Here is a 26143-nt window from a genome sequence, read left to right on the forward strand (position 1 = left end):
TCTTCAAGCTTAGTAAGAGCATCTTCGATCTTGGTTTTATTATCTTCCGAGATCTTGTCTTTATGCTCATCCAGCTGCTTACGGGTTGAGAAGATCAGAGAGTCTGCTTTGTTGAGCGTTTCAATTCGCTCACGAACTTTTTTATCCTCTTCTTCGTGCTCTTCAGCAGCAGTTTTCATTTTTTCGATCTCATCCTCACTCAATCCGGAAGACGACTCAATTCGAATACTTTGCTCTTTTCCGGTGCCTTTGTCTTTCGCACTTACATTCAGAACACCGTTGGCATCCAGGTCAAAGGTTACCTCAATTTGAGGTACACCGCGTGGTGCCGGTGGAATTCCATCCAGGTGGAATCGGCCAAGAGTTCGGTTATCCTGTGCTTTGGCACGCTCACCCTGCAAGATGTGAATTTCTACACTGCTCTGGTTATCAGCAGCTGTAGAGAATGTCTCTTTCTTGCTGGTTGGGATTGTCGTGTTTGCTTCAATCAGCTTGGTCATCACGCCACCGAGAGTTTCAATACCCAGGGTAAGCGGAGTTACATCCAGAAGAACAACATCGTCTACATCTCCGGTAAGAACTCCACCCTGAATAGCTGCACCTACGGCAACTACTTCATCGGGGTTAACTCCTTTGCTCGGATCTTTACCAAAGAACTCTTTTACAACTTCCTGGATCTTCGGTATACGAGTTGACCCACCGACCAGAATAACCTGATCAATTTCATTCTTGCTGATTCCAGCATCTTTCAATGCTTTTTCGCAAGGCTTAATCGTTCTCTTAACCAAATCATCGACCAACTGCTCAAACTTGGAGCGTGTAACATCAATGTTCAGGTGCTTAGGCCCTGAGTCTGTCGCTGTAATAAATGGCAGGTTCACGTTGGTTTTTTGAGAACTTGAAAGCTCAATTTTAGCTTTTTCAGCAGCATCTTTGAGTCGCTGCATCGCCATAGGATCCTTTCTTAGATCAATGCCTTCATCTTTTTTAAACTCATCGGCCAAAAAGTTAATCACACGCTGGTCAAAATCGTCACCACCAAGGTGAGTATCACCGCTTGTTGATTTCACTTCAAATACACCGTCGCCCAGATCCAGAACAGAAACGTCGAATGTACCACCACCAAGGTCATACACGATAATTGTCTGATCGTCATCCTTTTTATCCAAACCGTATGCCAGAGATGCGGCAGTAGGTTCGTTAATAATACGTTTTACATCGAGTCCGGCAATTTTTCCGGCCTCCTGTGTTGCTTTACGCTGAGCGTCATTAAAATATGCAGGAACAGTTACTACGGCTTCTTTTACTTCTTCACCGAGATACTCCTCAGCTGTCTGTTTCATTTTTTGAAGCACCATCGCAGAGATTTCCTGCGGGGCATATTTTCTATCATCAATCTCAACACGCGCGGTTCCGTCATCGCCTTTAACAACTTTGTAGGATACCTGATCAATTTCATCTTTCACCTCACCGAACATACGTCCCATGAAGCGTTTAATAGAGGAAACCGTTTTATCTGGATTTGTAATCGCCTGACGTTTTGCAGGCGCACCCACTAAGCGCTCTCCGTCTTTAGAAAATGCTACTACAGATGGGGTTGTTCTTCCACCCTCTGAGTTTTGAATTACAACAGGCTCACCGCCTTCCATTACGGAAACGCAAGAGTTTGTTGTACCTAAATCTATACCTATAATTTTACCCATAATATTGTCTTTATTTTACTTTTTATTCTTATAAACTGTTTACTTGATTGGAATAGACTGGCTGTCGCCATCCTCTTCCGAAGCTTTTTTTGAAACTGAAACTTTTAGCACTCCATCACTAAATGCAGCATTAATAGATGATGTATCGGAATGCTCTGGCAGTGCAAAGGCTCTAGAAAAAGAACCCTGCTTGCGTTCACTTTTTACCAGCTTTTCATCATCCTCGAGATAAAGTTCTCTGTCACCGCTGATGGTTAACACACCATTTTTCAGCGTGATGGAAACCTGTTCTTTCGCCATCCCAGGCAGATCCATAATAATTGAATATTTCTGATCATTTTCTGCCACATCACAACGAGGATGAAAGCTGGCCGCGCCCTGCACGGGTACGGCTCGTTCAACCAGTTGCTGAATGTCTCTGCCGAGTTTTGATAACTGTTTTTCCAAGTCTATGCTAAAGTTGTTCATAATAGTTGTCGATTTTATTCCTATATGAGCAACCTCAATGCCAACCTCAGTTCATGTGGTTGATCACTGACGTATTGGCATGTAGATATGCGGAATTATTTGCCGTTGCCAAATTGACAACTACGATTGGGTAAGCTCGTGTAAATGTGTCCAGAATTGAGGGTAGGATATTGAAGTGCACTCAGCTCCCTCAATTTCACAAATACCAACAGATCGCGTTGACAAGACAGCTGCAGCCATCGCCATTCTGTGATCGTGATAGGAGTTAAAGCGAGACGGACGCGGAGTAAAGTTAGGATCCCCGTAAATGATCATTCCATCTTCCTGAAGCTCAATTTCAGCACCGGCAGAGTTTAAAATTTCTGCCATTGCCGATAATCGGTCTGTTTCTTTATGCCGCAGCTCTTCAGCGCCGGATATCACTGATTTACCATCAGCAAAACACATCGCAACCATCAGTACTGGAAGTTCATCGATGCAGTTTGGAATCAATTTAGGATCCAGGTCGATCGGCCTTAACTGTGCAGGCTTGATATGGATATCTGCCACTGGCTCTTTTCCGGCAAATGTAGAATTTGTTTGAGTAAAGTTAGCACCCATCTCTTCCAAAATATGATAAGCGCCGGTGCGAGAAGGATTGATACCAACCCGGTTCAGTTCAAGCTCAGCCTCAGGATGTATGGATCCGGCTACGAGCCAGAATGCTGCTGCTGAAAAATCTCCTGGAATCTGAAAATTCTGAGCGGGTAACACATCATTTCTGCTGCTCTGTATGATTTTCCCTGTCCCGAACGGTTCCGTTTTTAAATTCAGTAACCGCTCCGTGTGATCCCTGCTCGGTATTGTCTCTACAACTTCAGTAGGCTCATCACCAAAAAGGCCTGCTAATAACACACACGATTTAAGCTGCGCACTGGCTATTGGAAGCGGGTATCTCATTGGTTTCACACCCGTATGCTTTCCAATTTTCAAAGGTGCAAATTTCTGCTCCCTACCATCAATAGCACATCCCATTTGCTCCAACGGATCAATAATGCGTTTCATGGTTCTTGCAGAGAGTGACTCATCACCAACCAATTCGCACTCTATTCCGGCACCGGCCAGTATCCCGGATAGTAAACGCATTGTAGTTCCTGAGTTCCCACAATCCAACGGCTTTGGAGGTGTTTTAAAACCATCACGGCCTACTCCTGTAATTTCTACACGTTGATCTTCTGTATGAACAGGAACGCCCAATTGCCTCAAACAGGAGAGTGTACTTTGCGGATCTGCAGCCGTCGAATAATTTTCAATAACGCTTGTGCTGCTGCTTATTGCTGCAAACAAAGCTGATCTGTGAGAAATCGACTTATCTGGTGGCATAACTAAAGTGCCTGCTAGTTTCTTTGCAGGTTCAGTTTTTTGAATCATAACTTAATTTCTGTCTAGAAGAGCTTGCGCTTTTTCTGCACCTGAAGTACCCGGATACTGGTCTATAATAGATTCTAGTAGCGAAATAGCATCGCCTCTTTGGCCTTCGCGAATATGAATTTCTGCAATTTTATACTGTGCTTCAGCCACCCAAATATCATACGCTTCAAAAAGAACCTGTACTCTGGAAAATGCTTCACGGGCAGATTCATTATCCCCTTCATTCAGATAGGTTTCACCTAGCAGATATTGAGCTTCAGCTCCAACATCGGTGGTGCTATTTTCTGCAACAAGACTGAAAAACCTTCTCGCTTCTTCAACGCGGTCGTCATCCATCAGAACTTTACCCAAACCAACCCTTGCAGCATCGCTGTTTTCGTCAATAGAGAGTACCTGTTCAAAATTTTGTCTGGCCTGATTTACGTTGCCCATGGCCAGATTCGCATTCCCCATACCCAAGATACCTTCCTGCCGATATCTTGCATCAGTCTCTATAAGTTGTTCATATCTTTCCAAAGATTCTCTGTAGTTCCCTTCTTCGTACTGCAGACGCCCAAGCTCGGCTAATGCAGCGGCTACCCGGTCAGAATCGGGGTAATCATTAACCAGCGTTTGGAGTGCTTCAATTGCGGATTCACGTTCGTCTGTTCGTACATAAGCATCCGCCATGTTGATGTAAGCATCTGGGGCCAGCTCCCGGTTATTCGTTATCCTGAGATACTGTCTGAATTCGCGAACAGCTGCTTGATAGTCACCGGACTGCATCATGTTTTCTGCCTGTCTGAACCTCAACCGGTCCGCTGTTGTTGACGTAGGGTTGTCAGACAAAAAATCCTCAAGAACCTCTGTTGATGAATCATCCTCCCCTGCTGAAAGTTGGGCAAACTGAATTCCATTGATTGCCTCAATGATGTAGTTGCTTCGCGGATAATCGTCCAGCACTTTCTTGTAGGCTTCTACAGCCTGTTCGTAGTTCCCGGCATTGTAATAGGAATCTCCAATATTATACTGCGCTCTGGCTGCCCATTCCGTTCCCGGGTAGCGGTTAATTACAGTTTGAAACTCTTCGATCGCTTGATCGTAATTTCCAGTATTCAGGTAGATATATGCTACGTTATACTGAGCCTGTTCCCTCAAGGTTGAATATGGGTAAATTCTTAAAACCCGTCGAAACTGAGAAACAGCTTCAAAGTTCTGATTCATCCGATAGTAGCTGTTTGCCACCTGAAACATCGCATAGTCACCGCCCGGCTCTGCACCGATTGCCATATTGTAATATTCAAGAGCATCGCGATATTCTCCCTGTGCATAATAAGCATCGCCAATTCTCAACTGTGTGTCCGTATCGTAGGGAAACAGTGCAATTGATGGAGGTTCGTAGTTTTCAAGAAAATCCGTTAATGGTTCCGTTGCATTTTCAAAATCTCCCATCATAAAATAGGACCAACCCAGCCCATACTTCGCAGCCCCTACCAGCTCATGGTTTGGATAATTTTCGATAAAACGTGCATACTGATTTGCAGCAGGTCCGTAATTCCTCGTTTGATAATGTGCATCGGCACTCCAGAAGAGGGCCTCGCGCCCCAATGGGGTATCAGACGCATCATTGAAGACTCTTTCAAATTCAGGCTGGGCTTGCTCATAAGCCTGATTACTATACTGAACCCACGCACGTTGAAACCGCGCCTGGCGCTTCAGCTCCGGGGCCAACTCCGTCAGTTCTTCGGCAATATCGAAGGTCTCTAATGCACGGGTATACTCGCCATTTGCAAAGTAAACTTCCCCCAAAAATGTGATAACGTCACCGGGATTTTCTAATTCATCTGCCCGCTGTGCAAGTGGTCGTAATGCTTCAATGGCTTCTCCATAAAAGCCAACATCAAAAGCCATTACCGCCCATTCAAAATAGGCATGCTCTGTAAACGGCCCGGATTGAAAGCGGCTTCCAAATTCGCGGAACGTTTCTATGGCCTGATCTGACCGCCCGGCCATTTTTTCATTTGCTCCTTTATAGTAGAGTGCTTTTCGAGCGAGTTCATCTTCACCCACAGCCGCTTCGCCAAATGATCGTGCAGCCCAATGGTAAATTTCCTGCTTATGATATACCCAACCCAGACCATAGTGTGCAATTCGCAAATCGTCACCTTCTTCTGCTGCATTAATATACTGTCTGTAAAATCGGGTGGCGTCTTCAAATTGTTGAAGTGCATTGTAGCTCTCAGCTGTTAAGTAGACCGCTTTTTGCCGATTTTCGTGATCCAAATTTGGCAGTGCATCTTTAAATGCCTCAATAGCCTCTTCAAATTTTCGCTGCTGATAATAGGATTCGCCCAACGCAGTACCTATTCTTCTGGTCATCGGGTCAAACGGGTGCCTTTCTCTTAGTAACTCAAAGGCTTCAGCGGATTCATTAAATTTCTCTTCTTCCAAAAACAACCTTCCCCTGGCATAGAGAGCCTTGGGCGACCAATCACTTCTGCGATGATTATCTGATAGAGTTAAAAAATACTGTCTTGCCAGATCGTAATCACCATTTTGCGCCGATGCTTCTCCGAGCATATAATAAAGTTCAGCTTCATCGCTGTTCGATTGCGGATAATCCAAAGCCTCGTCCATTGTTCGGATCGCTTTTTCCAGATCTCCCTGTTCAGATTGTAAATTGGCCAGCTCTTTTAACAGTACAGCAGAACGGTTGCTGGATGGATGTGATTGAACAAAACGATCAACATGTTTGTCCACTCCAGAAGAGTCTATCTTGATAAGAGCACGGGTATGATAAAATTCTGCAGTTTCTTTCGTTACAGAGTTTTCTGCCTGGTTTTTTGCAGCTTTAAATAGAGGAATTGAAGACTCAAAAAGCCCCTTATCAAACAGATGAATAGCTTCCTGAAATTCTCTTTGATAGGACTCCTGATGCTGTTGGGCAATCAGCAGTGATGGTGCAAAAAGTAAACAGGCTGTTAGAAGGATTAGGTAAAACGTTCGACTCATGTAAATTTTAGAATAATAGATTCTTTGCAAGGGATGTAATATACCAATCAACAAAACATCAAATCATCTTTCTATGATGATTTTACAAACTATATATCCAGATAGCGTAAGAGCTCATCCGCACGCGATGTAATATCCGTTTGAAGCAGATCATTTCGGTTTTCTGTCGTTGTATGATAGCCGTGACGTTGAAGTGAAGAAACCACTGCAGACGTATCAATATGGCTAATCTTTATCGAGATACGAAGCCTCAAACTATCATCAACAGGCTGATCTACAGTTAGACCAAGAATTTTTGCTCCCTCCGTCTCGATCAAATGAACCAGTTCAGAAATCGTAAAATCCTCTTTGGTTACTTCTACTGTAATTACCGACCCGGTGGTCGTAATATTTAGCATTTTTGAAAATGCCTCTAATACATTCTTTTTCTCAACAATTCCCAGATAAATCCCGTCTTTATCTACAACAGGTAGTAGTCTCACTTCATATTCAAGCATTTTACGGGCTACTTCAAACAGATGCTGACTTGAAAAAACGTAGATAGAGGAGTTTAGCTCTACTGAATTAACCTCCTGTGAATCATCAGGTACATCAGCAATATCTTCGAACGAAATCATCCCAACCAGCTTCCCCGTTGTTACTTCCCGAATAGGAATACGGGTAGTTTGCCACGCATCCATTTTGGCTAGGGCCGCAGAAATTTTATCCTGTGGTGTGAGCGGGGTAAATTCGGTATTTAAGAGTTCTCTTGCTAGCACGTTATTCTGAGTTTACCGGTTGAATTTCAGCGAGAATACTTTCAAATCGATCGCGTTCCGATTTAGATACACTTCCTTCTATTGTTACGTGATTCCCCTCAAAATGTTCGCGGTCAATTACAGCAACTTCGTGAAGATACGCAACGGCTTTATAATGCGACATTGGCACGTCGTATGCAAATTCCACATAGTCTTCTTCAATCAGGGATTTTAGCCGTTCTTTCAATTTCCCTAAGCCAATCCCTCTGGCTGCAGATACAAATACCGCTCCGGGGTACTCTTTTTTTAAACCCATGAGTTCACTGGGTTCAAGACGATCGATCTTATTCAGTACCAAAACCATCTTTTTACCCTCAATCTCAAGTTCTTCCAGAGTATCGTTTACCACATCAATATAATCTTCCAGAAGTTTACTGGAAGCATCTACGACATGCATCAGTATATCCGCATCGCGAACTTCATCCAGTGTAGATTTAAAACTTTCTATGAGATTGTGGGGAAGCTTTCTAATAAAACCAACCGTATCAGATAACAGTATTTCATGATCTTCTACTTCAAGACGTCTAACCGTGGAATCAAGAGTTGCAAACAGTCTGTCTTCCGCCAATACATCCGTGTTGGTCAGCGCATTCATAAGTGTAGACTTACCCGCATTCGTATATCCAACCAGTGAGACCTGATCAATTCCTTCTCTGTTTTTTCTTTGAGTGGTACGCTGCCGGTCAAGCTTATCGAGCTTTTCTTTGAGCGTGGAAATCCGTTTACCAATTAAGCGGCGGTCAGTCTCTATCTGAGTTTCACCCGGTCCTTTCGTTCCAATCCCACCTGTTTGACGAGATAAGTGAGTCCAAAAACGTGTTAGTCTGGGCAAAAGGTATTGAAGCTGAGCCAATTCAACCTGAGTTTTGGCCGCGGCTGTTTTTGCCCGGGATGCAAAAATATCAAGTATGAGCCCGCTTCGGTCCAATACTTTGTTATCTACTGTCTTTTCAATATTTCTGATCTGTGTTGGGCTCAGGTCATCATCAAATATGAGGACGTCTGCATTTTTTTCACTCACCAGAGACTTCAGCTCTCGTAATTTTCCGGTTCCCACAAATGTAGTTGGGTCGGGATGAGGACGATTCTGCAACACTTTTTCAACCGTTTCGGCTCCAGCAGTATCGGCCAGTAATTCAAGTTCTTCGAGATACTCCTCTGCCAGCCATCTCGGAGTATCTGCTCCGTAGATGCCAACTAAAACTGCCTTCTCTTTACTGAGAGATGGTTTGCGTATATCTTCTAACAAATTATTTTGTGTGTTTTATAAAATTCAGTCGAAAGCCTTTATATCGAACGAAGTACCCGTAACAGGCGACATAGTCTTTCCGATCTTTAATGTAACGAGCTTATCAAATTTTGAACATTTTTCATCAGGGACAAGCAATTCAAGCCGAATCAGTCGATTATTCTGAGTTTTTAAACGGCCATTCTCCTCATAAATAAAAATGTACTCCGATCCTTTCTCTGTTGGTTTTTCAACATAGTCGCGGATTTGGTGCCACGCTATGGTTTGTGACGGATCGTTAACATTTTTAACAATTCCATGATCTGTAACATAAACTTTTGTGGAGAAGTAACTGGCCAGAAACCAGCTTAAACCCATCCAGCTGTAGCTTCCAAGAATGATATTGTATTGACTCATTTCTGTGCTCCATACATAACTTCCAACCACTAAACTAAATGAAAGGAATAGAGTCGAAAAAAGCGGATAGCCAAAAAGTTTACCGCATTTCCAGCTAAGCCTGATGTTTCTCAGTCGCCATGCATTCGCAATAGAGTATGCCGCTAATAGTGTTGCACCTAATGTAAACAGGGCTAACAGCAGTACAAACAGACTATATGTATCAGTAGTGATGTTCATCAAATTCTAAATAATTTCAACTTTATATAAACGGGCAATTATTGATTCTGCGATTAATAATATAATGGCCGAAATGATAAACCAAAACCAAATTTCCTTGCCAAAGGAAGCTGATTCCAAATCTGAATAAAATGATTCTCTGTTGTCATCAGCCCGAATCACTGATAGATTTTCAAAAACTGATTCTAAAGTATTCTCAATCTCTGTTCTATTCAACGAATTTAATATGGATTCCATTGCATCCTGATTCACAGAAAAATCCTGCTCCCAATTGTCTGAAACAATTTTTCCAAATCCCGGTCCCCACTCTTTTCCATCGTAAGATAACACAGTGCCTTCAAATCTTTGAGCAATTTCCGGAACGAACATTTCACCCTCCTTTTCTATCTCAGCATAATCAAAAGATTGACCTATTACCGTTTCAAATCTTTCGCCCAGATTATGGGTATTTATTTTAGCTCCTTCGCCCCTGGCTAGATATTCAACGGTTCTGAAAAAGAATGGAGCATAAAACGGTTTAATTGGAAAATTAGACCATCCCGGATCACTGCCTATTGCTGAGAAGATTATTCTTCCATTTCCAATATTCTGCTCCTGCAGTAAAATCTGGCCCGACCTGGTTGATAAAAGCGGAAATGATCCACTCAATGAACCTTCCTCTATCTTGTATAGATAAAACAGTTCCGGTACGTTTAACCGAACGGTTTCTTCTTCATCTATTTCAAAAATAGTGTCAATAATCGGGTGGCTATCATCCGGCTCGGCCATCCTGTCAATCACATCAAATGAGCCGTATGAACCAATCACATCGGAGTACCTACCCGCATTACCAAATCCCAGCATTCTGTTGTAGCTGTTGATATCTCCATCGGCGGCAGGAAGCATCAATGCGCCGCCACCGTTTTGCACAACGTCCAATACCGTTTGTGAGAGGTAGTCAGGGACGGATTGCAAACCATCCAGAATGACAGCATCATAGTCGTACAAATTATCCACATCCAGGTTTTGCAGTGTATAAAATGAGATATTGAATCGGCCCTCTTCTTCTCCCATAACTTCCAGCAGTGGTATTAGATAGGACTGAAATCCCTGATTCCCGTTTTGTTCCGAAATTACAGCTACGGAACGGCTGTCAGGCAGCTGAATAGTTACATAATATCGATCGTCGAACGGTAGCTCGTCTCCTTCAATAAAAACTTCTGCTGCTATACTCTTATCGTCAGAATTTGTAATCGGAAATATATACTCTTCAGTTTGACCGGCGTCCAATTGTATGGCTTGCTGGCTAATTAATTCCCCGGCAATAGATAGATTTAAAAATTGGTTACGTGCCTCCCGAACACCATAGTTCCGGATATTTACGCGCAATGAAAGATCTTCCTTACCTTCTGAAACGGAGCTCTCCAGATCTACGCTTTCAACTCCGGTATTGGCCGGCTCAGCACTGCCTACCTTGATGAAATTTACAGATTCTTGCTGATCTGAAAATGATGATTCCACCAATTCACTCACCTGTGTTTCCTGACCGTCAGAAATAATATAGATCTGTTTGTTTGGCTCCGGTGCCTCCTCTAACCTACGAAACGCACTTTCAATCCTATCACCCAGGTAGTTCCCTTTATTTACGATTGAAAAATCAGACAGCCTCGCCGATGCCCCCGATTTAGAAACAAAGGGAAATGGCAAAGATTCTCCATTCGTAACATCCAATAAAATTCTGTCATCAGAATCAGCCATTCCTATCAGTTCATCAGCTATTTCTAAAGCTTGATCGAAATAAGGACCATTTTGATCCACCTGCTGCATGGATGGACTGTTATCTATTAATACAACTATCGCTTTTGGCTCACCGTCATTCATCAAACTACCAAAACTGCCCGGAAACAATGGTCTTGCGGCTGCCAGAACAAGCATCAATATAGCCAGCGTACGCACAGCTAAGAGAAGTAGCCTCTTGAGCTTTAATCGTTTTAGTGCGGTCTGTTTCAGACTGTCAAAAAAAGCAAGAGTTGAAAAACGGACTTTTTTCGGTTTCCTTACGTTCAGCAAATATATCAGCAACGGTATAGCTGCTGCTATTAATGCAATTAGAAACAGTGGATTTAAAAAGCTCATTACACGAAAAGTTTATACCTTTATGGCTTGCCCATTTGAAACATTTCGAACGAATGGGTACTAAGCTATGGTATTAACCAATCCTGAACAAACATATTATCCCGGACTCGGCAGTGATTAATCAATCCCTATTTTCAAGACTTTCAATTCTATTTCTATCAATAGTATTTCTATCAGGTTGCTTTAACAGGTCGGCCAATCACTGGTCTGATTTAGTACCTGATGACACCCCATTTGTATTAGTACCGGAACAGAACAAGACCATTCTTGATTTTTTGGAAGCCTCCTATATTCCCCTTTTAGATGATATTACCCCTTCGGCCATTCAGTTAATAAGCAGGGTGGAAGAACAATCCCAAAACGGTGTCATGATTGAAGCTGTACTCTTTTATACAGATACCGCCAATGATTGGCAACCAATCTGGATTTCCAAATCTCAGCCCGGACTTTTTGAAAAGCTAGTTGAAAACTACCAAAAACGGTTCGAACAGAATCGATATTACTTTAAAGGACACACGATTGAAAAGATATTTTTATCCGATCGTGTGATGTTTGCTTTTCAAAATGGCGACTACTCTATCTTCTCAGAGTCGAGTCTTGGTATTGAAAATATGATACGGACCATAACCGGTGAAAAAAGTTCTATCGAGTTAACGCAGGAACAAGCCGCGCCGGGTTCGTTTATCGCCAACACAGAAAGTTTGGAATATTGGGTTCAGCAGGTTGCCCAAGTTACATATCGACCTCAACTGCAAAATATACTTACCGGAGGTGGTCCGGTATCCTTACGTTTTAATCAGGTAGATGATGAGAATCCGGTTTGGAGAATGTCGGGTGAAATGAACCTTTCAGATGATCGATCAACCCTGCTGAGATCAATTTCTCAACCAACAGATGAATTTATTCTGGATCGATACATTCCAATGAATAGTGCAGCTTTCTCACTCCAAAGATTACAACCGCGTTCTGTTCCCGCCGATGAATTACAGGCAGAAACTGATGTTGACAGTTTTATCGAAGAAAATTTATCTATTTGGGAAAATATTTCGGAAGTGCTCGACGATGAATTTGCTTTTGCTACATTTGACCAATCCGGTGCTGAAAGCGCAAGTGAATTTCTTTATTTAAGAAAAATTACTGATGCAGGTACAGTTCGTTCAGAATTAAACAAACTGGTGCAGGAAGATTTAGCACTAGGCGATGGGAACACCTATTCAATTCGAAGCAAATGGCTAGCTAAACTTTTTGGCAGTGAGTTAAACCCCATGATTGATTTTTATATCACTGTTTATGAAGAAGTGGCAGCTATTGCCAACAGAAAAGGACTTTCGGAAAGTATAGGAGGAGATGCCAACCGCAGGCGGGTCATGTACTACGATGATGATTTTATGGATATCAAAAACTCCCTGTCTTCATCACTTAGTTCGCTATTCTTTATGAATGCATCTCAATTTGGAACCTTCATACAGCCGTGGCTCTATCCTCAGCATAATTTAAACACAATCCTATCACCGCTGGATCAGTTTGTCATCACCACAGAACTTGTTTCTTCTGACCAGCTAGAGGTTCAATTCCACTCATTCGAAAGAGAAACCGTCGATCAGCCATACCGTGAACGTTGGATTTTTCCATTGGACGGAGCTGAAATCACAGGCCAATCCGTGCTAGCTGATATAACAAGCAGTGGCCGAAATGAAGTTGTATTTTCGACAAATCGCGGAAATGTATATGCCCTTGCATCCGACGGTACTACCGTTCTGGAAACATCAACCGGTTCAGATACACCTGTTGGACCACCGGTTGTTTATGATTGGTACGGTAATAACCAGAACGTAATCTTGCAGGCGGCCGGAAATAAAGTATATGCGTGGAATAATTCAGGAGTTGAACTACCAAATTTCCCAATAATTCTGGAAGAAACAATCACAACACCTTTAACTGTAGAGGATGTGACGCGTAACGGTGTGGCTGAGCTGATTATCGGTACCAATAATCGAAACCTGCACATACTTAATTCGCGTGGTCAGGCTATTTCCGGATGGCCCCAAAGCACCAATTCTGTTGTTAACGAAAAACCCTATATCGACACATACCTAGGACAGCGATCCCTTTTTGTCTATTCAGAAAATACTCTACACGCTTGGGCAATCAATGGGCAAAGAAGAAGCGGATTTCCGGTTTTTTTACCCGCACAAATCCACGGGGCTCCATCCATGTTTAAAGACCACATAATGGGAGCCGGATATGATGGCAATCTCTATGCTGTTGGAAGAGATTCCCTATTTACGGATTCACTCTCTGTAACTCATTCAACTGATTCTCTCTTTGTGCAGTCCATTCAGGTATCAAATACCTCTCTGAATGCGACCCCACAAAGTTATAACCTAATGATAAGAGTGGATGGAGATTTGGTCCGTGACGATTTTGTCTTAGTTCAGGCCAGCAATGGTTCACTCTTTTTATATGACAATAAAGGTGAATTAATTTTCACACAAAGCATGGGTCAGCCATCTTCAGAAAGTTTCAACCCTGTTGTTACAGATCTTGGCGGCAATCAAAGAATGGATTTAATTTCACTTGCAGGCTTTGGACGCCTCTATGCATGGGATCTTATATCCAGTCGAAGACTATTAGATCTGCCAACCACAGGTATGAATTATCCAGTTATATACGATATCAATGGGGATGGCAATAAGGAGATTGTTGCTCAAACCAGAGATGGGTTAAGAGCATGGTCAATTATCCGTACCAGAATGGAAGGCGAAACTGAGTAAGTCTCTATAAAATATCTCCCAGTGCCGTTTCCAAATCTTCGAATGCAAATTTAAAATCTGCTTTTTGAAGAACTTTAGGCTGAACTCTCAGGCTTGCCAATATGGGTTCAGCTGCCTCACCTAACGCGATATTGAGCAGAAATTCCGGAACTTTAAACAGTGATGGACGATTCATTACTCTGCCTAAAGCATTTGCCAACTCATCCATTGTTGCCGGGTTTGGAGAACATGCGTTGTAAGGCCCACTAAAGTTTTGATTTTTTATCGGAAGCAGTATGGCATTGCACAGATCTTTCATATGTACCCAAGGCACATATTGATCCCCCGAACCAACAGGTCCGCCAACAAAAAATTTGAAAGGTGTACTCATTTGTTCAATAACACCGCCATCTTTCTCAAGCACAATACCAATTCTCGGGTTTGCTACACGCACTCCAAGCGACTCTGCCTTTATTGATTCTTTTTCCCAATCTTCACATACCGTTGCCAAAAAATCAGATCCAAATGAACTATCTTCATCCAGAAGGGTATCACCCGAGTCCCCGTAAATTCCAACAGCAGATGCAGAAATAAAAAGTTCAGGCCTGTCTTCAGTAGCTTTCATTGCATCAACCAGGGAACGTGTGGTATGAATACGGCTCTCGTATATTCTGTTTTTTACTTCATCCGTCCAACGCTGACCAAAAATACTCTCACCCGCTAGGTTTATTACAATATCCATATCAGGCATTCTATCATCTACCTGATCCAGCGTAATAAACTGCTGATTTTTTGAACTTACAGATTTATACTTTTCCGGAGATCTTGTAACAATCGTTAAAAAATGCCCGTCTTTAAGCAGCTCTTCAGTTAGGTACTCTCCAATAAATCCGGTACCACCGGTAATAAGTATCTTTTTTTCTTTCATAGTATTTATTGAACACTTTGGGTAAGCAGATCAATCCAATTGATTTAAACTCGGATTACAGAAGTGCATAAAAATAAAAAAATATAAAAGGCGCTGATAGAATCATCGAATCGAAACGGTCAAAAAAGCCACCGTGTCCCGGAAGTATGGATGATGAGTCCTTCACGTCTGCGATTCGTTTAATTCGGCTAGCAGAAATATCTCCGAGTGGCCCCGCAATACTGACGATCAAGACGGCCGGTACAAGTGTCCAAAGCTCTAGCGGATAAGATGCCGCAGCATAGAAGGCAATTAAAAACCCAACGGCGGCACCAAGAAAGCCGAAGCCAAAACCTTCCCATGTCTTTTTGGGACTAATATTGGGTGCTAATTTATGTTTGCCGAAAGATTTTCCTCCAAAATAGGCAAAAACGTCATTCCCCCATATCATCAGCATTAGCGACATTGTGAGCCAAAAACCTTCAATTGATGAACCAAGCTCTCTGATATTAATGAGCATCACAAAACCTAAGGCCGGATATACCCCGGTAAACAGAGTTGAAAGCCATCTAACGGATGTTTCCGAATGTTTGCTTATCACAGCGATGACCGTCAAAAGTGCTGCTGCCGCTGCAATGGATAAGTTTAACCACTGAGGCATGAAATCAGGATTCCAAACCAGCAGTACAAAGATCAGTGAAATAGGAAAAAAATCACTGAAGCCGGTTTTCTGCATCATCCTGTGAACTTCCCATACAGTGATCAGAAGAATTGCAAAAATAGTAATCTGAAACGCTCCACCGCCAAGCCAGATCATCCAGATAAAAAAAGCGGCGGCCGGTACACCTACAAATACACGTTTTGCCAGTTCATTCAAGATGCATCCTCCTCATCCCAAGCATCGTCTTCTTCATTATCCTCCACCTGCTCATCAATTTCTTCCAGTGCCTCTCTGGCTTCTTCTTCAAACTCCTTTGGAACATAGAGGTAGACCATCGACATTTCACCAAAATTAAGACTGTATGACCGATCTCTTTTAGATAAAATATTAGAGGGTATCTGCAAACTGTTCAAATAGTTTTTAACCATCTGCACTTCATATTCAGTACCCCTTTCAAGTATACAAACCCAATTTTCAAACTTATTTGGTGTAGGATCCTTAAACATAATTCACTCCAAAATAGCTTCTGTTCGGTAGATCATAGCGTAAATAACACCGGCCGTTAGTATAATACTGGCTAATAGCAGCCAAACCGATGGCAACGTCTCCGCTGTTACATCACCAAAGGCAAGGTCGGGGTAGGCAGTGGCCAGTAAAACTGCTCCACCGTTGTTAACAAAATGTGCCGCTATTGCCGGCCAGATGCTTCTGCTCAACCACGTCATTGTGGCAAGCAGGATGCCCAATGTTGCCAGTGGTAAAAGATTTGGCACCTGCAGATGAAACATCCCAAATACAAGTCCAGAGAGAATAATAGCTAAAAGAATACCCCAGCTTCTTTGAAAAGCTCTGAAAATGTAACCTCTGAACAGTATTTCTTCGCAAATAGCCGGAACCAGTGCAATATGAAACAGTCCAAACCAAACAATTCCCTCTGTTTTTAGAAACTGCTCAAACATCTCATACTGAGACACTTGTAAATCTGACCATGACTCAGGGATTGGGAGCAATGAATTGAAATAACCCAGATAGAGAATAATGGGTTGAACAACAACAACCAACGCGGCTCCTAAAAAGAGATATGTAGGAGTATCATTTTTCCATCTGAATCTTAGAAAATTAAATACTCTCTCCTTTTTTAGATGAAGCTTAGTAATTAAAAACGTTGCAGCTCCCAAAAATACGATCTGTCCGGTGGAATTACCGATAAATAGCAGGTCGAGATGATTATGCAGTACATCCTGTACCTCTGCGGCCGATGTAATTTCCCCAAAAATCAGTAACAGAGCGAAGAAAACAACACCGGCCGTTACCTGAAACATGACGAATGCGACAATCAACCAAATGAGGGCCACTGCCCAATCTGCAAACCCGTTACGTTCCGCCCAAGATCGAATTTGTGTTTTTGTAAATGAGTTACCCGATAAATCTTTGGTCATAAATTTAAAAACTTATCTCGTCTTCATTTTTTGCAAAAATCTTAACTCCAATCATGGCGGTTGCCATATTCAACAGTCCTGGTATTGGAATACCTACAAATATTTGTTTAAAAAAAGACTGATCACCCATAGATTGTGCCATTGAATCTACCATTTCGTTACTCGCATCCTGCGGAAGATCCATCGCTTCAACATTTGCGATAGTCGCTTCGATAAGTTTGTCTGTGTATTCGGGATCTATCAAAAGCCATAACTCATTTAAAATAGTGCTAAACACTACAATTGCGGCTCCTGTTAAAAAGCCAACCAATGCGCCCTGCCCCAGTTTCATAAATGGACTAACTTCCTTTGTATAGTGCCAAACTGCGAGCATTCCGGCAAATGCAGTTGCCAGACAAATAACACCACTGCTTATCATAACAGGAGAAATAAAAGAACCTGTTGGTTCTGTATTAATTTGCTGGTAGCCGAAATAAAGCCCTATTACAAAGCTAACAAAACTGAATATGGCTCCCACTATAGCAACTGATGGCCAATAGCTGCTAAAGCTGAATGACTTATCCTGTTCCTGATTCACCTCTTCCATTTCCATTATTATCCCCTTTTAGTTTGATTGAAACAAATCAGCAATAACGATTGAACTGAATATCCCAAGAGGAAGGCCCAGTAAAAATCGAGAACTGTTTGTATTTTCCCACAGTAAAAATAAGTTGCCTGAATAATCGATGATTTGAAGTAACCCTGCAAACAAAAGACAGATTAATGGCCATTTTTTTTCAGAAATTATATCTTTTAACACAGGAATGAGTATCCAGCCTGCCAACAGACCGGAGAAAATACCGAAACATCGGGTATTTACCGCCATTAATTCTCCCATAAATGTGAACGTGCGGGTTGGAATTTGATGGCATACCCCGCTGAATAGTTGTTCTGTCCAGTGTAAACCGGCAGATCCTCCCCAAAATCCGCTGCCCAGTGAAAACAAGACCAGAAGTATAAGCCCTACAAGAACCCCTGCATAAAGTGCTTTGTACTTCATCAATCGGTTTGATTTTCCAGATGCATCAGAAAGTGTTCCGGAGCTTTACACGGTCGCCGGGTTTTGCTGTCAGTAAAGCAGAGGTTCACTTGACCCAAAACATGTGGTGAGTCAATACGTTCAGTAAAAACCCGATAAAATGTTTCGAGGCGTACAAGTGGTTTCTCAAAAATAGAAACTTCAATTTTCATCTCCTCATCATAAAAAATTGGAGATTTATACTCGATTTGAGAATAAATTACAGGGAGCATGACTCCCCCCTTTTCAAGTTTTTTGTAAGAAAATCCAAGAGAACGAATCATCTCGGTACGGGCTACTTCAAAAAACTCGAGATATCTGCCATAGTATACATACCCCATCTGATCCGTTTCCCCATACCTGCTTCTGAGCATGTGGTTATACCGTAATACCGGATCATTTTCCGGGAGCTTAATCATCAAAACTAATCTTTTTTACCTGATGCCACTTCCCAGTCACCCATCGAAGCATATTTTTCAACTCGCTGATCTATCAGCTTATCGACCTTAAGTTTCTTAAGTTTTTTGAGGCTTTTTATAATTTGATTCTTAACCGCCTCAGCTGCTTTTTCGTAGTCGCGATGTGCTCCACCAAGAGGTTCAGGTATGATTCCATCGATCACGTTAAGTTCTAAAAGATCCTTTGCAGTAGGCTTCAGTGCAGAAGCAGCCTGTTCTTTGTAGTCCCACGTTTTCCATAAAATGGATGAACACGATTCCGGAGCTATTACCGAGTACCATGTGTTTTCCATCATGTATACCTCATTTCCCATGCCTATACCGATAGCTCCTCCACTAGCACCTTCACCAATAACAATGCTCAGGATTGGGACTTCCAGTACCGCCATCATTTTTAAATTTTTAGCAATGGCTTCCGCCTGGCCGCGCTCTTCAGCTTCGAGTCCCGGAAAAGCGCCCGGTGTGTCGAGCAGAGTTACTACGGGGATGCCAAATTTTTCGGCCAGTTTCATCAGGCGATACGCTTTTCGATAACCCTCGGGATTAGCCATACCAAAATTTCTATACTGTCTACTCTTGGTATCCCTTCCTTTCTGATGCCCCATAATCATAACCGACTGCCCGGCTATGGTCGCCAAACCACCAACAATTGCTTTGTCGTCGGAGTGATAACGGTCTCCATGCATCTCAATAAAATCTTCCGTGATTCTCTCAATATAGTCTAGTGTGTAAGGCCGTTCAGGGTGACGCGCCAGTTGCACTCTTTGCCATCGAGTCAGATTGGTAAAAATGGATTCACGCAGTTGATCCGCCTTTTTCCGAAGGCGGTCAATCTCAGGCTTCAGAACTTCATCATCAACAGAAATCTCCTGCAGTTCATCTATTTTCTTTTCCAGGTCAGCAATGGGCTGTTCAAAATCGAGATATTGCATAACTATCAATTTATTTTATTCAGAATATCAATATAATAACAATTCTTCTGCGTGTTATAACACTTTTCTTATTCAGAAATTTCCATCTTTTCCGCAAAATAGGCGCAAAAATCACGCATATCTCCGCTTATTCGCGGGTCGTTGATAGATTTTTCAAGTGTATCGGCCATGGTTACCAGTGTTTGATGAAAAAAGATTTTCATCTCATCCACGGTCATATCTTTCGTCCACAAATCGAGCCGAAGTGTATCCTTTCGTTGATGATCCCACAACGCAAGAATCATTGCACGACAGTTCGCTTCGTCATACCCTTGCAAGTCTGTAGCGCTCCACTGAATATTTTCAGGGATATTTTTTTCATCAAGTTCTACTTCAATTTCAATTTTTTTATTCTTTTCAGACATAGATTTCTATGGTTTACAATTTGTTCGTAATGTATCCAGTACATACTGAAAGTCTTCAGGCAGTTCTGAATTAAACTCTACATACTTCTCTGTAGCCGGATGAATAAATCCAAGGGTTTTTGCGTGAAGAGCCTGGCGTTCAAGCTTAGAAAAAAGATTGTTGAACATCGCTTTTCTCGATCCTGTGTTGGGTCCGTATCGCACCGAACTTCCACCATAGGTTGGATCACCAAAAACATATAAATGCTCGTGCTGCATATGAACACGAATCTGGTGGGTTCGGCCAGTTTCCAGATTAATTTTCAGAAGCGCTAAATGGTCAAACCGTTCAATCGTTTCAAAATGGGTGACAGCACTTTTCCCCTTTTTCTCCTTCAAAACGGTCATAATTTTTCTATCTCGAGGTGACCGGCCGATATTACCCTCAATAGTACCGCTATCCGGCGGATTCCCCCATACAATTGCCCAATATGTGCGTTCCACACTCTTTTCAGCAAACTGTTTTGACAGCTTTTTATGAGCCACTTCATTCTTCGCTACTACTAGTAATCCACTGGTATCTTTATCAAGGCGATGGACAATTCCTGGCCGCAGGGTCTCCTCATCATCTTTTGATAGTGTGTCGGCGTGATAGAGCAAGCCGTTCACCATTGTACCCGACCAATTCCCAAATGCGGGGTGTACGACCATACCGGCCTCTTTATTGACAACCAGCAATTCATCATCCTCATAAACGATATGAATCGGAATATCTTCCGGCTTTGCTTCGGGGGCAGGCGGTTTTGGCAGACTTATCTCAATTTTATCACCCGGCTGCATGATATAGGAAGACTTCTCAAGTTTTCCATTCACCAGCACATGGCCATCTTTGATTGCCTTCTGCACCTTATTTCGAGAGGCGTTTTGAACAAAGGAGGTGATATATTTGTCCAAACGAATATCGCTATGCTGCCCTTCGGGTACATTGAGCAGATATTCGGTTCTATTCGGGTTTTCTCTTTCAACTAACATGCGACCAAAAATACAAAAAATCTCAGTTCGAATTCAGTCAGGCGATGTTTAATTACCTTTATCAATTATTCGATGCATTTGACGAATTATCCTTCACTTTTTGGCGAAGCATCATTTCAGTTTGATACAGATCGCCTTCTCTAAGCAGCTCTACTTGCATTTCATCCCCCACGTCATAGTCTCGCAGCAGAGCCCAGGCATGCATTTCACTCATAACTCGTTCATCTCCAATTCGTACAATTACATCGCCGGGGAGAATTCCACACTCAAAAGCTGGGCCGTTTCTGTTCACGCTGGTAACCAATAATCCCTGAACATAAGGAAGCCGATATCGGTAAATGAGCTGCTCAGTCATAGACGTAAATTCCATACCGGGATCGTAGTCGAGCATTACGACGCCACTGGTAAGCAGCTGCGATATAATTTTTTCAATTCTATTGCTCGGAATCGCAAAACTCAGACCAACAAACCCTGCACTTGTACCACCTGTATAGATAAAGGTATTCATCCCAATAACCTCGCCATTACTGTTCAAAAGCGGTCCACCGGAATTGCCCCGATTAATCGCAGCGTCTGTTTGAATCATATCGATAAATACACGGGGGTTATTCGGATTGGCTCTAAAATCTCGATTCTTAGCGCTCACAACACCTACAGTAACTGACGGCCGGCCATCGTCGAAAAGCCCAAATGGGTTACCTAAGGCAATGGACCATTCACCCACAATTACGCTGTCTGAATCGGTAAAACTCAAATAGGGAAAGGTTTGATCAGACTGAATTCTGATTAAAGCTATATCTGTAAGTTCATCGTAACCTACGAGCTCAGCTTCAAAGGTTGAGCCATCTCCCATAGAAATCATGATTTCTGATGGCTCAGTGCCAACCACATGCTGGTTAGTTACAACCAAGCCATCTTCACTTATAATAAAACCCGAGCCCATACTGGTATTTTCTCTGGGAAACTGATCACCGAAAAAGAATCTGAAAAACTCATCTCTTGCTGGATCTTGTTCCCGGATTGGTTCAGTAGCCATAATACTGATAACTGCTCCACTCCCTTTTTCTACAGATCTTGTAATCGCATTTACTCGGCTGGATTCAATTCTTCCATCTGTCTCTTCTGCTTCAGACAATGAGTTTGAAGCTCTGCTGATCTCTCCCTGTGAGTTTTGAACATAGGCCGCCGAAAAAGGTGCTCGTTCAATAAACTGATCATTCTCTGAATTCGTACTATCATTACTTTCACCCGATGATTGACATGAGGCCAAAAACAGGGCAAAAATAAACATTGCGATATGTAGTAGACTCTTTTTCAATCTGAATTTAACTGTTTTCTGCCAATTGCTATCACTTCTTCAATGGTTTTATCAAGTGGCCCCGGATGCCAAGCGCCGGCTGCTTTTTTATGGCCACCGCCATTCAGTTCCCTGGCCCACTGATTAACATTCACGTTACTTCTGGACCTCAGGCTCATCTTAACGCCATCTTCTGCTAAATCTTTCATTAAAATAGCTGCTTTTACACCGGCAATGCTAAGAGGGTAGCTCACAAAACCTTCTGTGTCGCTGTTCGTAGTTTTTGTTTTCTCAAGCATCTCTTGCGTAACGTACATCAATGCAATCTGATTGTTTTCATACAATTTTATAGTGCCGAGCGCCTCGCTTAGCAATTTATACTGTGCTTCTGTTTTTGTTGAAAAAACCTGTTCAGCTACAATATTGGGCTTAAAATCTCCCCGTTTCAAAATATCGGCAACGGCTTCAAGCGTTTTAGGTGTTACACTGTCAAATTGCAACGAACCTGTATCCGTTATAATGCCTGTATACAGCGCTTTTGCTGCATCTGTATCGAGTTGCTCAATATCGTATTGGTTATACAGATTATAGATCAGCTCACAAGTTGAGGATGCGCCGGGCACAGAAATCTGCAGGTCAAACTCATCATTTGGATCAGGGTGATGGTCTATCATCCAGAATGGTGCATCTATTGAATCCGTCCAGCTATCTGAATGGGCAAATCTGTGTAGTGCATTTCCATCCACTAAAATGACCAAATCGCACTGCTTAATTTTCTCTAAATCAAATTCCTGAATTTGAAAGTATTGGGTGAGCCACTCAAGGTTTACGGGTACATCGTCATCGTTGAAGGCCTGTACGTCAAACCCATTTTTTTTTAACCAAAGAGAAAGCCCAACCTGGGATCCAATACAGTCGCCATCAGGCCGAATATGTGATACAACACCAATTCGTTTGTATTTTTTTATCTTTTTGATGAATTCTTTAAACATAATTCTTTATCCTGAAGCTGATTTTAAAACGGCTAATTGCTCAATTTTTGAAAAGATATAAACGTAGGTGTAATTGAGGTAAAACGTCAAATTAAACTTTAACTGTTGAGAATTACCAAATTGATGAATGTAGTAATATTATGTGACGGTAATCCCCCGAGGCCTGAACAACTAAAAGAGGCACTCAAACATTCATCGCTGTTCATTGCTGCAGACGGTGGCGCATTTATTGCCAAATCCATGGGGGTAGAGCCAGAAATTATCATTGGAGATCTCGACAGCTACTCTAAAACAGGCAAAGAACAGGCAAGTGTCATTCACGACCCTGACCAGGAAACTAACGATCTCGAGAAAGCTTTAGCCTACGCCTTTAAGAAAGAAGGAAAAAATGTAGTTGTATTTGGTGCAACAGGTAAACGCCTGGATCATACACTTAAAAATCTTTCCGTACTGAAACAGTTTAACCATCAGTTTGAAACACTCGTTTTCAAAGACAAATACTCTGTCGTGTTTCTGCTTCCCAAAAATTTTGAAACTGAATTGCCACTCCAAACTACCGTATCCCTTTTCCCGCTTTCAGGTAAAGTAGAAGGAGTTACAACAACCGGTTTAAAATACGCAATGTCCAACGGCACACTGGAAAATGGTATACAGGATGGAAGTTCAAATTTGACCACGGAAAAAAAGATCGAAATTGTCCATAAAAAGGGAGACCTTCTCATCTTCATTAATCACAAAACTGACAGGTAGTGGAATCCACATTCTCTGTACTCGACTGGTCACTCGTTGCAAGTTACTTCATATTTCTAATCTGGCTGAGCTGGAAAAAAGGCTGGTCTTCTGACAATGAAGAAGAGTTTCTGTTAAGCGGCAGAAAAGTCACTCTTCCCGCATTTGTTGCAACATTAGTATCCACGTGGTATGGGGGGATTTTAGGTGTTGGCGAATGGAGTTACCAATATGGCATTTCACAATGGCTCATTCTTGGCGCTCCTTTCTATATATTTTCCGCGCTTTTTGCCATTTTTCTGGCCGGAAAAATCCGTCTGAATAAAGCCCTGACCATTCCGGAAGCAATTGCAAATCGATACAGTGAAAGAGCAGGGCGATTGAGTGCGCTTCCTATTTTTATTCTGGTAAGTCCTGCACCATACATTTTGATGCTTGGTCTGCTTTTCCAATTTCTGTCGGGCGGTGAAGCCCCCTTTCTCTTTTATGCCTCTTTAGTAGCACTTTTCTCCGTGCTTTATATCACCATTGGAGGTTTTGGTGCAGTGATCCGAACGGACATCCTTCAGATTATTCTGATGTTTTCAGGATTTATCATCCTGCTCCTTTTTGCAATTGGAACTTTTGGAGGCTTTGGAGAGCTGACAAATGCCGTTACGGATGATCATTTTGACATCACCGGAGGCAACAGTATTCAGTATATTCTGGTTTGGTTTTTTATCGCTCTCTGGACATTTGTCGATCCCAGCTTCCATCAGCGGGCCGCAGCAGCGGAATCACCTGAAACCGCTCGGAAAGGTATTTTTGTCTCTATCCTCTTTTGGATAGGATTCGACTTTTTAACGGCTTTTGCTGGGCTTTATGCCTTTGCTATCCTCGGGGCAGGATTGGAACAACCGGTTCTGGCATACCCAATGCTTGCGGAGGAAATTCTACCGATCGGTTTGAAGGGGCTCTTCTTTGTATCTCTGCTGGCAACCATCATGTCTACCCTGGACAGCTATCTATTTATCTCAGGCCAGACTCTTGGGCGGGACTTTTTGTTCAAGTATTTCCCAAAAACAAACCCCAACCTGCTCACCAGAATCGGAATACTGATCTCCGCACTTCTGGGAATACTTCTAATCATCATCTACCCTAGCGTCATTGATCTGTGGTATGTTATCGGTTCTGTATTCATACCGGGATTGTTAATACCCGTTCTTGGAATCTACCTACAGCCGTTTAGAATGAAAAATTTATTCGTGATCGGTACCATAATCGGTGCATCGGCTGTGTCGTTTATTTGGCTCATTTTGGGAACACTGAGCCCGGATCAATCCGTTGGATATGCATTTTTTGGATTAGAACCGTTTTACCCTGGATTGGCAGTAGCCATCCTCATCTGGTTGGTTGGCAGAGATGGGGATAGCAAAAAGTCTTTAGGTTGATTTAAGCAAGTGGCTTAAATTGAGCTTATGTATGGGGATTAGATACTTATTTTGAAAAACATCTTTTTGAATCCCCAACAATCCCGTTCCCCTAAAATCCACTACACAGTAATTATCCTCGGCACTCACCACTTCACCGATCCCGTAATACTCAGGCGACGGCCCATAGTACACCAAGTCTCCCAACTGAATGGGATTTGTTGCACGCCGGTGATACGGATAGATTACCGGGAGCAGATCGAGTCGATATGAAAGCCTCCGATTTTTGGTACTCATGAATTAAATCGTATTTCCCGTTCCGAGGGACCTGTTGAGGTAATAGTTACGGTTTTGGAATGTGAAGGTAAAATTGCCCTTATTCGTTCAGGCCATTCAATAATACAAATTCCATCTCCATAAAAGTATTCTTCTGCGCCAATCTCAAGCGCTTCCTGGATTTCTTCAAGGCGATAGCAGTCAAAATGAAATATTTCGATATTATCACCCTGATACTCATTGATTAGTGCAAACGTTGGAGAGGAAACGATATCCTTTTCAAGTCCGAACGCTGTGACAAAACCTTTGGTGAAATGAGTTTTTCCCGCACCCAAGTCGCCCTCCAGACAAATAACATCACCGGGTTTGATTTGCATGGCATACTCCTTGGCAATCCGGAAAGTCTCCTCTTCACTGCGGCTGATTTTCTTTTCCATTAGTCTACTTTTTCGACTTCAAAATGGAAACGG

Annotated in this window: 25 protein-coding genes; 3 read left to right on the plus strand and 22 right to left on the minus strand. The window is 42.4% G+C overall.

Translation table 11 applies throughout. The annotated features are described in order from the left end of the window. The 8 genes from dnaK to ACESM0_RS05555 all read right to left on the minus strand — a co-directional run. The coding region (dnaK, locus tag ACESM0_RS05520) for a molecular chaperone DnaK (protein ID WP_372904451.1) at positions 1 to 1703 on the minus strand (1703 nt) is incomplete at its 3' end. Between the two features lie 39 nt (positions 1704 to 1742). Then, on the minus strand, positions 1743 to 2171 hold the full coding sequence (locus tag ACESM0_RS05525) for an Hsp20/alpha crystallin family protein (protein WP_372904453.1): 429 nt from the start codon (positions 2169 to 2171) through the stop codon (positions 1743 to 1745). A gap of 120 nt (positions 2172 to 2291) precedes the next feature. After that, positions 2292 to 3581, minus strand: coding sequence for a 3-phosphoshikimate 1-carboxyvinyltransferase (gene aroA / locus ACESM0_RS05530; RefSeq protein WP_372904455.1), 1290 nt, complete (start codon positions 3579 to 3581; stop codon positions 2292 to 2294). A gap of 3 nt (positions 3582 to 3584) precedes the next feature. Beyond that, positions 3585 to 6572, minus strand: a complete 2988-nt coding sequence (locus ACESM0_RS05535) for a tetratricopeptide repeat protein (protein ID WP_372904457.1) — start codon at positions 6570 to 6572, stop codon at positions 3585 to 3587. Between the two features lie 89 nt (positions 6573 to 6661). After that, complete coding sequence (locus tag ACESM0_RS05540) at positions 6662 to 7330, minus strand: CBS domain-containing protein (protein ID WP_372904459.1); 669 nt, start codon at positions 7328 to 7330, stop codon at positions 6662 to 6664. 1 nt (position 7331) lies between these two features. Further along, on the minus strand, positions 7332 to 8618 hold the full coding sequence (gene hflX / locus ACESM0_RS05545) for a GTPase HflX (RefSeq protein ID WP_372904461.1): 1287 nt from the start codon (positions 8616 to 8618) through the stop codon (positions 7332 to 7334). 24 nt (positions 8619 to 8642) lie between these two features. Next, positions 8643 to 9233: a hypothetical protein gene (locus tag ACESM0_RS05550; protein ID WP_372904463.1), complete on the minus strand. Its 591-nt coding sequence runs from the start codon at positions 9231 to 9233 to the stop codon at positions 8643 to 8645. 6 nt (positions 9234 to 9239) lie between these two features. After that, complete coding sequence (locus tag ACESM0_RS05555; RefSeq protein ID WP_372904465.1) at positions 9240 to 11348, minus strand: BatA domain-containing protein; 2109 nt, start codon at positions 11346 to 11348, stop codon at positions 9240 to 9242. A 113-nt stretch (positions 11349 to 11461) separates the two neighbouring features. Between ACESM0_RS05555 and ACESM0_RS05560 the strand changes: the two genes are divergently transcribed. Next, positions 11462 to 14122 carry a hypothetical protein gene (locus tag ACESM0_RS05560; protein ID WP_372904467.1) on the plus strand — a complete coding sequence of 887 codons (2661 nt, stop codon included), beginning with the start codon at positions 11462 to 11464 and terminating at the stop codon, positions 14120 to 14122. A 4-nt stretch (positions 14123 to 14126) separates the two neighbouring features. Here ACESM0_RS05560 and ACESM0_RS05565 read toward each other — a convergent pair whose 3' ends face one another. The 12 genes from ACESM0_RS05565 to ACESM0_RS05620 all read right to left on the minus strand — a co-directional run bounded on the left by ACESM0_RS05565 (position 14127) and on the right by ACESM0_RS05620 (position 23259). After that, on the minus strand, positions 14127 to 15029 hold the full coding sequence (locus ACESM0_RS05565; RefSeq protein WP_372904469.1) for a TIGR01777 family oxidoreductase: 903 nt from the start codon (positions 15027 to 15029) through the stop codon (positions 14127 to 14129). 55 nt (positions 15030 to 15084) lie between these two features. Further along, positions 15085 to 15885: a phosphatidate cytidylyltransferase gene (locus ACESM0_RS05570; RefSeq protein WP_372904471.1), complete on the minus strand. Its 801-nt coding sequence runs from the start codon at positions 15883 to 15885 to the stop codon at positions 15085 to 15087. Then, positions 15882 to 16175, minus strand: a complete 294-nt coding sequence (locus ACESM0_RS05575; RefSeq protein ID WP_372904473.1) for a putative signal transducing protein — start codon at positions 16173 to 16175, stop codon at positions 15882 to 15884. The genes ACESM0_RS05570 and ACESM0_RS05575 overlap by 4 nt, the downstream gene beginning before the upstream one ends. A gap of 3 nt (positions 16176 to 16178) precedes the next feature. Further along, positions 16179 to 17108, minus strand: a complete 930-nt coding sequence (locus ACESM0_RS05580) for a type II CAAX prenyl endopeptidase Rce1 family protein (protein WP_372904475.1) — start codon at positions 17106 to 17108, stop codon at positions 16179 to 16181. Between the two features lie 4 nt (positions 17109 to 17112). Further along, entirely contained in the window at positions 17113 to 17700 is a 588-nt protein-coding gene (locus ACESM0_RS05585; RefSeq protein WP_372904477.1) for a DUF4199 domain-containing protein, read from the minus strand. A 12-nt stretch (positions 17701 to 17712) separates the two neighbouring features. Next, positions 17713 to 18147, minus strand: coding sequence for a DUF2085 domain-containing protein (locus ACESM0_RS05590; RefSeq protein ID WP_372904479.1), 435 nt, complete (start codon positions 18145 to 18147; stop codon positions 17713 to 17715). Then, positions 18147 to 18584: an acyl-CoA thioesterase gene (locus ACESM0_RS05595; protein ID WP_372904481.1), complete on the minus strand. Its 438-nt coding sequence runs from the start codon at positions 18582 to 18584 to the stop codon at positions 18147 to 18149. The genes ACESM0_RS05590 and ACESM0_RS05595 overlap by 1 nt, the downstream gene beginning before the upstream one ends. 5 nt (positions 18585 to 18589) lie before the next feature. Further along, positions 18590 to 19555 (minus strand): acetyl-CoA carboxylase carboxyltransferase subunit alpha, encoded by a 966-nt coding sequence (locus tag ACESM0_RS05600; RefSeq protein ID WP_372904482.1) that lies wholly within the window; start codon positions 19553 to 19555, stop codon positions 18590 to 18592. A gap of 68 nt (positions 19556 to 19623) precedes the next feature. Then, positions 19624 to 19959 (minus strand): gliding motility protein GldC, encoded by a 336-nt coding sequence (gene gldC / locus ACESM0_RS05605; protein WP_372904484.1) that lies wholly within the window; start codon positions 19957 to 19959, stop codon positions 19624 to 19626. 6 nt (positions 19960 to 19965) lie between these two features. Further along, on the minus strand, positions 19966 to 20970 hold the full coding sequence (locus ACESM0_RS05610; protein ID WP_372904486.1) for an RluA family pseudouridine synthase: 1005 nt from the start codon (positions 20968 to 20970) through the stop codon (positions 19966 to 19968). A 61-nt stretch (positions 20971 to 21031) separates the two neighbouring features. Then, complete coding sequence (locus ACESM0_RS05615) at positions 21032 to 22288, minus strand: S1C family serine protease (RefSeq protein WP_372904488.1); 1257 nt, start codon at positions 22286 to 22288, stop codon at positions 21032 to 21034. Continuing rightward, positions 22285 to 23259: a DHH family phosphoesterase gene (locus ACESM0_RS05620; RefSeq protein ID WP_372904489.1), complete on the minus strand. Its 975-nt coding sequence runs from the start codon at positions 23257 to 23259 to the stop codon at positions 22285 to 22287. Before ACESM0_RS05620 ends, ACESM0_RS05615 begins: the two co-directional genes overlap by 4 nt. Before the next feature lie 105 nt (positions 23260 to 23364). Between ACESM0_RS05620 and ACESM0_RS05625 the strand changes: the two genes are divergently transcribed. Both ACESM0_RS05625 and ACESM0_RS05630 read left to right on the plus strand, forming a co-directional pair. Next, positions 23365 to 24009 (plus strand): thiamine diphosphokinase, encoded by a 645-nt coding sequence (locus ACESM0_RS05625; RefSeq protein ID WP_372904491.1) that lies wholly within the window; start codon positions 23365 to 23367, stop codon positions 24007 to 24009. Continuing rightward, complete coding sequence (locus ACESM0_RS05630) at positions 24009 to 25418, plus strand: sodium:solute symporter (RefSeq protein WP_372904493.1); 1410 nt, start codon at positions 24009 to 24011, stop codon at positions 25416 to 25418. The genes ACESM0_RS05625 and ACESM0_RS05630 overlap by 1 nt, the downstream gene beginning before the upstream one ends. Here the strand turns inward: ACESM0_RS05630 and ACESM0_RS05635 are convergent. Next, positions 25410 to 25694: a hypothetical protein gene (locus tag ACESM0_RS05635; protein WP_101073349.1), complete on the minus strand. Its 285-nt coding sequence runs from the start codon at positions 25692 to 25694 to the stop codon at positions 25410 to 25412. The genes ACESM0_RS05630 and ACESM0_RS05635 overlap by 9 nt on opposite strands. After that, positions 25691 to 26110 (minus strand): tRNA (adenosine(37)-N6)-threonylcarbamoyltransferase complex ATPase subunit type 1 TsaE, encoded by a 420-nt coding sequence (gene tsaE / locus ACESM0_RS05640; RefSeq protein ID WP_372904495.1) that lies wholly within the window; start codon positions 26108 to 26110, stop codon positions 25691 to 25693. Before tsaE ends, ACESM0_RS05635 begins: the two co-directional genes overlap by 4 nt. Positions 26111 to 26143 lie beyond the last annotated feature (33 nt).

The organism is Rhodohalobacter sp., assembly GCF_041686455.1.
Taxonomy (GTDB): Bacteria; Bacteroidota; Rhodothermia; order Balneolales; family Balneolaceae; genus Rhodohalobacter.

Excerpts from the sequence above, each read along its gene's own strand:
- tsaE (WP_372904495.1), bottom strand. The coding sequence starts at position 26,110 with ATGGAAAAGAAAATCAGCCGCAGTGAAGAGGAGACTTTCCGGATTGCC.
- ACESM0_RS05590 (WP_372904479.1), bottom strand. The coding sequence starts at position 18,147 with ATGAAGTACAAAGCACTTTATGCAGGGGTTCTTGTAGGGCTTATACTT.
- gldC (WP_372904484.1), bottom strand. The coding sequence starts at position 19,959 with ATGTCTGAAAAGAATAAAAAAATTGAAATTGAAGTAGAACTTGATGAA.
- ACESM0_RS05565 (WP_372904469.1), bottom strand. The coding sequence starts at position 15,029 with ATGAAAGAAAAAAAGATACTTATTACCGGTGGTACCGGATTTATTGGA.
- ACESM0_RS05620 (WP_372904489.1), bottom strand. The coding sequence starts at position 23,259 with ATGTTTAAAGAATTCATCAAAAAGATAAAAAAATACAAACGAATTGGT.
- ACESM0_RS05525 (WP_372904453.1), bottom strand. The coding sequence starts at position 2,171 with ATGAACAACTTTAGCATAGACTTGGAAAAACAGTTATCAAAACTCGGC.
- ACESM0_RS05585 (WP_372904477.1), bottom strand. The coding sequence starts at position 17,700 with ATGGAAATGGAAGAGGTGAATCAGGAACAGGATAAGTCATTCAGCTTT.
- ACESM0_RS05555 (WP_372904465.1), bottom strand. The coding sequence starts at position 11,348 with ATGAGCTTTTTAAATCCACTGTTTCTAATTGCATTAATAGCAGCAGCT.
- ACESM0_RS05575 (WP_372904473.1), bottom strand. The coding sequence starts at position 16,175 with ATGTTTAAGGATCCTACACCAAATAAGTTTGAAAATTGGGTTTGTATA.
- ACESM0_RS05600 (WP_372904482.1), bottom strand. The coding sequence starts at position 19,555 with ATGCAATATCTCGATTTTGAACAGCCCATTGCTGACCTGGAAAAGAAA.
- ACESM0_RS05580 (WP_372904475.1), bottom strand. The coding sequence starts at position 17,108 with ATGACCAAAGATTTATCGGGTAACTCATTTACAAAAACACAAATTCGA.
- ACESM0_RS05550 (WP_372904463.1), bottom strand. The coding sequence starts at position 9,233 with ATGAACATCACTACTGATACATATAGTCTGTTTGTACTGCTGTTAGCC.
- ACESM0_RS05535 (WP_372904457.1), bottom strand. The coding sequence starts at position 6,572 with ATGAGTCGAACGTTTTACCTAATCCTTCTAACAGCCTGTTTACTTTTT.
- ACESM0_RS05635 (WP_101073349.1), bottom strand. The coding sequence starts at position 25,694 with ATGAGTACCAAAAATCGGAGGCTTTCATATCGACTCGATCTGCTCCCG.
- ACESM0_RS05610 (WP_372904486.1), bottom strand. The coding sequence starts at position 20,970 with ATGTTAGTTGAAAGAGAAAACCCGAATAGAACCGAATATCTGCTCAAT.
- ACESM0_RS05595 (WP_372904481.1), bottom strand. The coding sequence starts at position 18,584 with ATGATTAAGCTCCCGGAAAATGATCCGGTATTACGGTATAACCACATG.
- aroA (WP_372904455.1), bottom strand. The coding sequence starts at position 3,581 with ATGATTCAAAAAACTGAACCTGCAAAGAAACTAGCAGGCACTTTAGTT.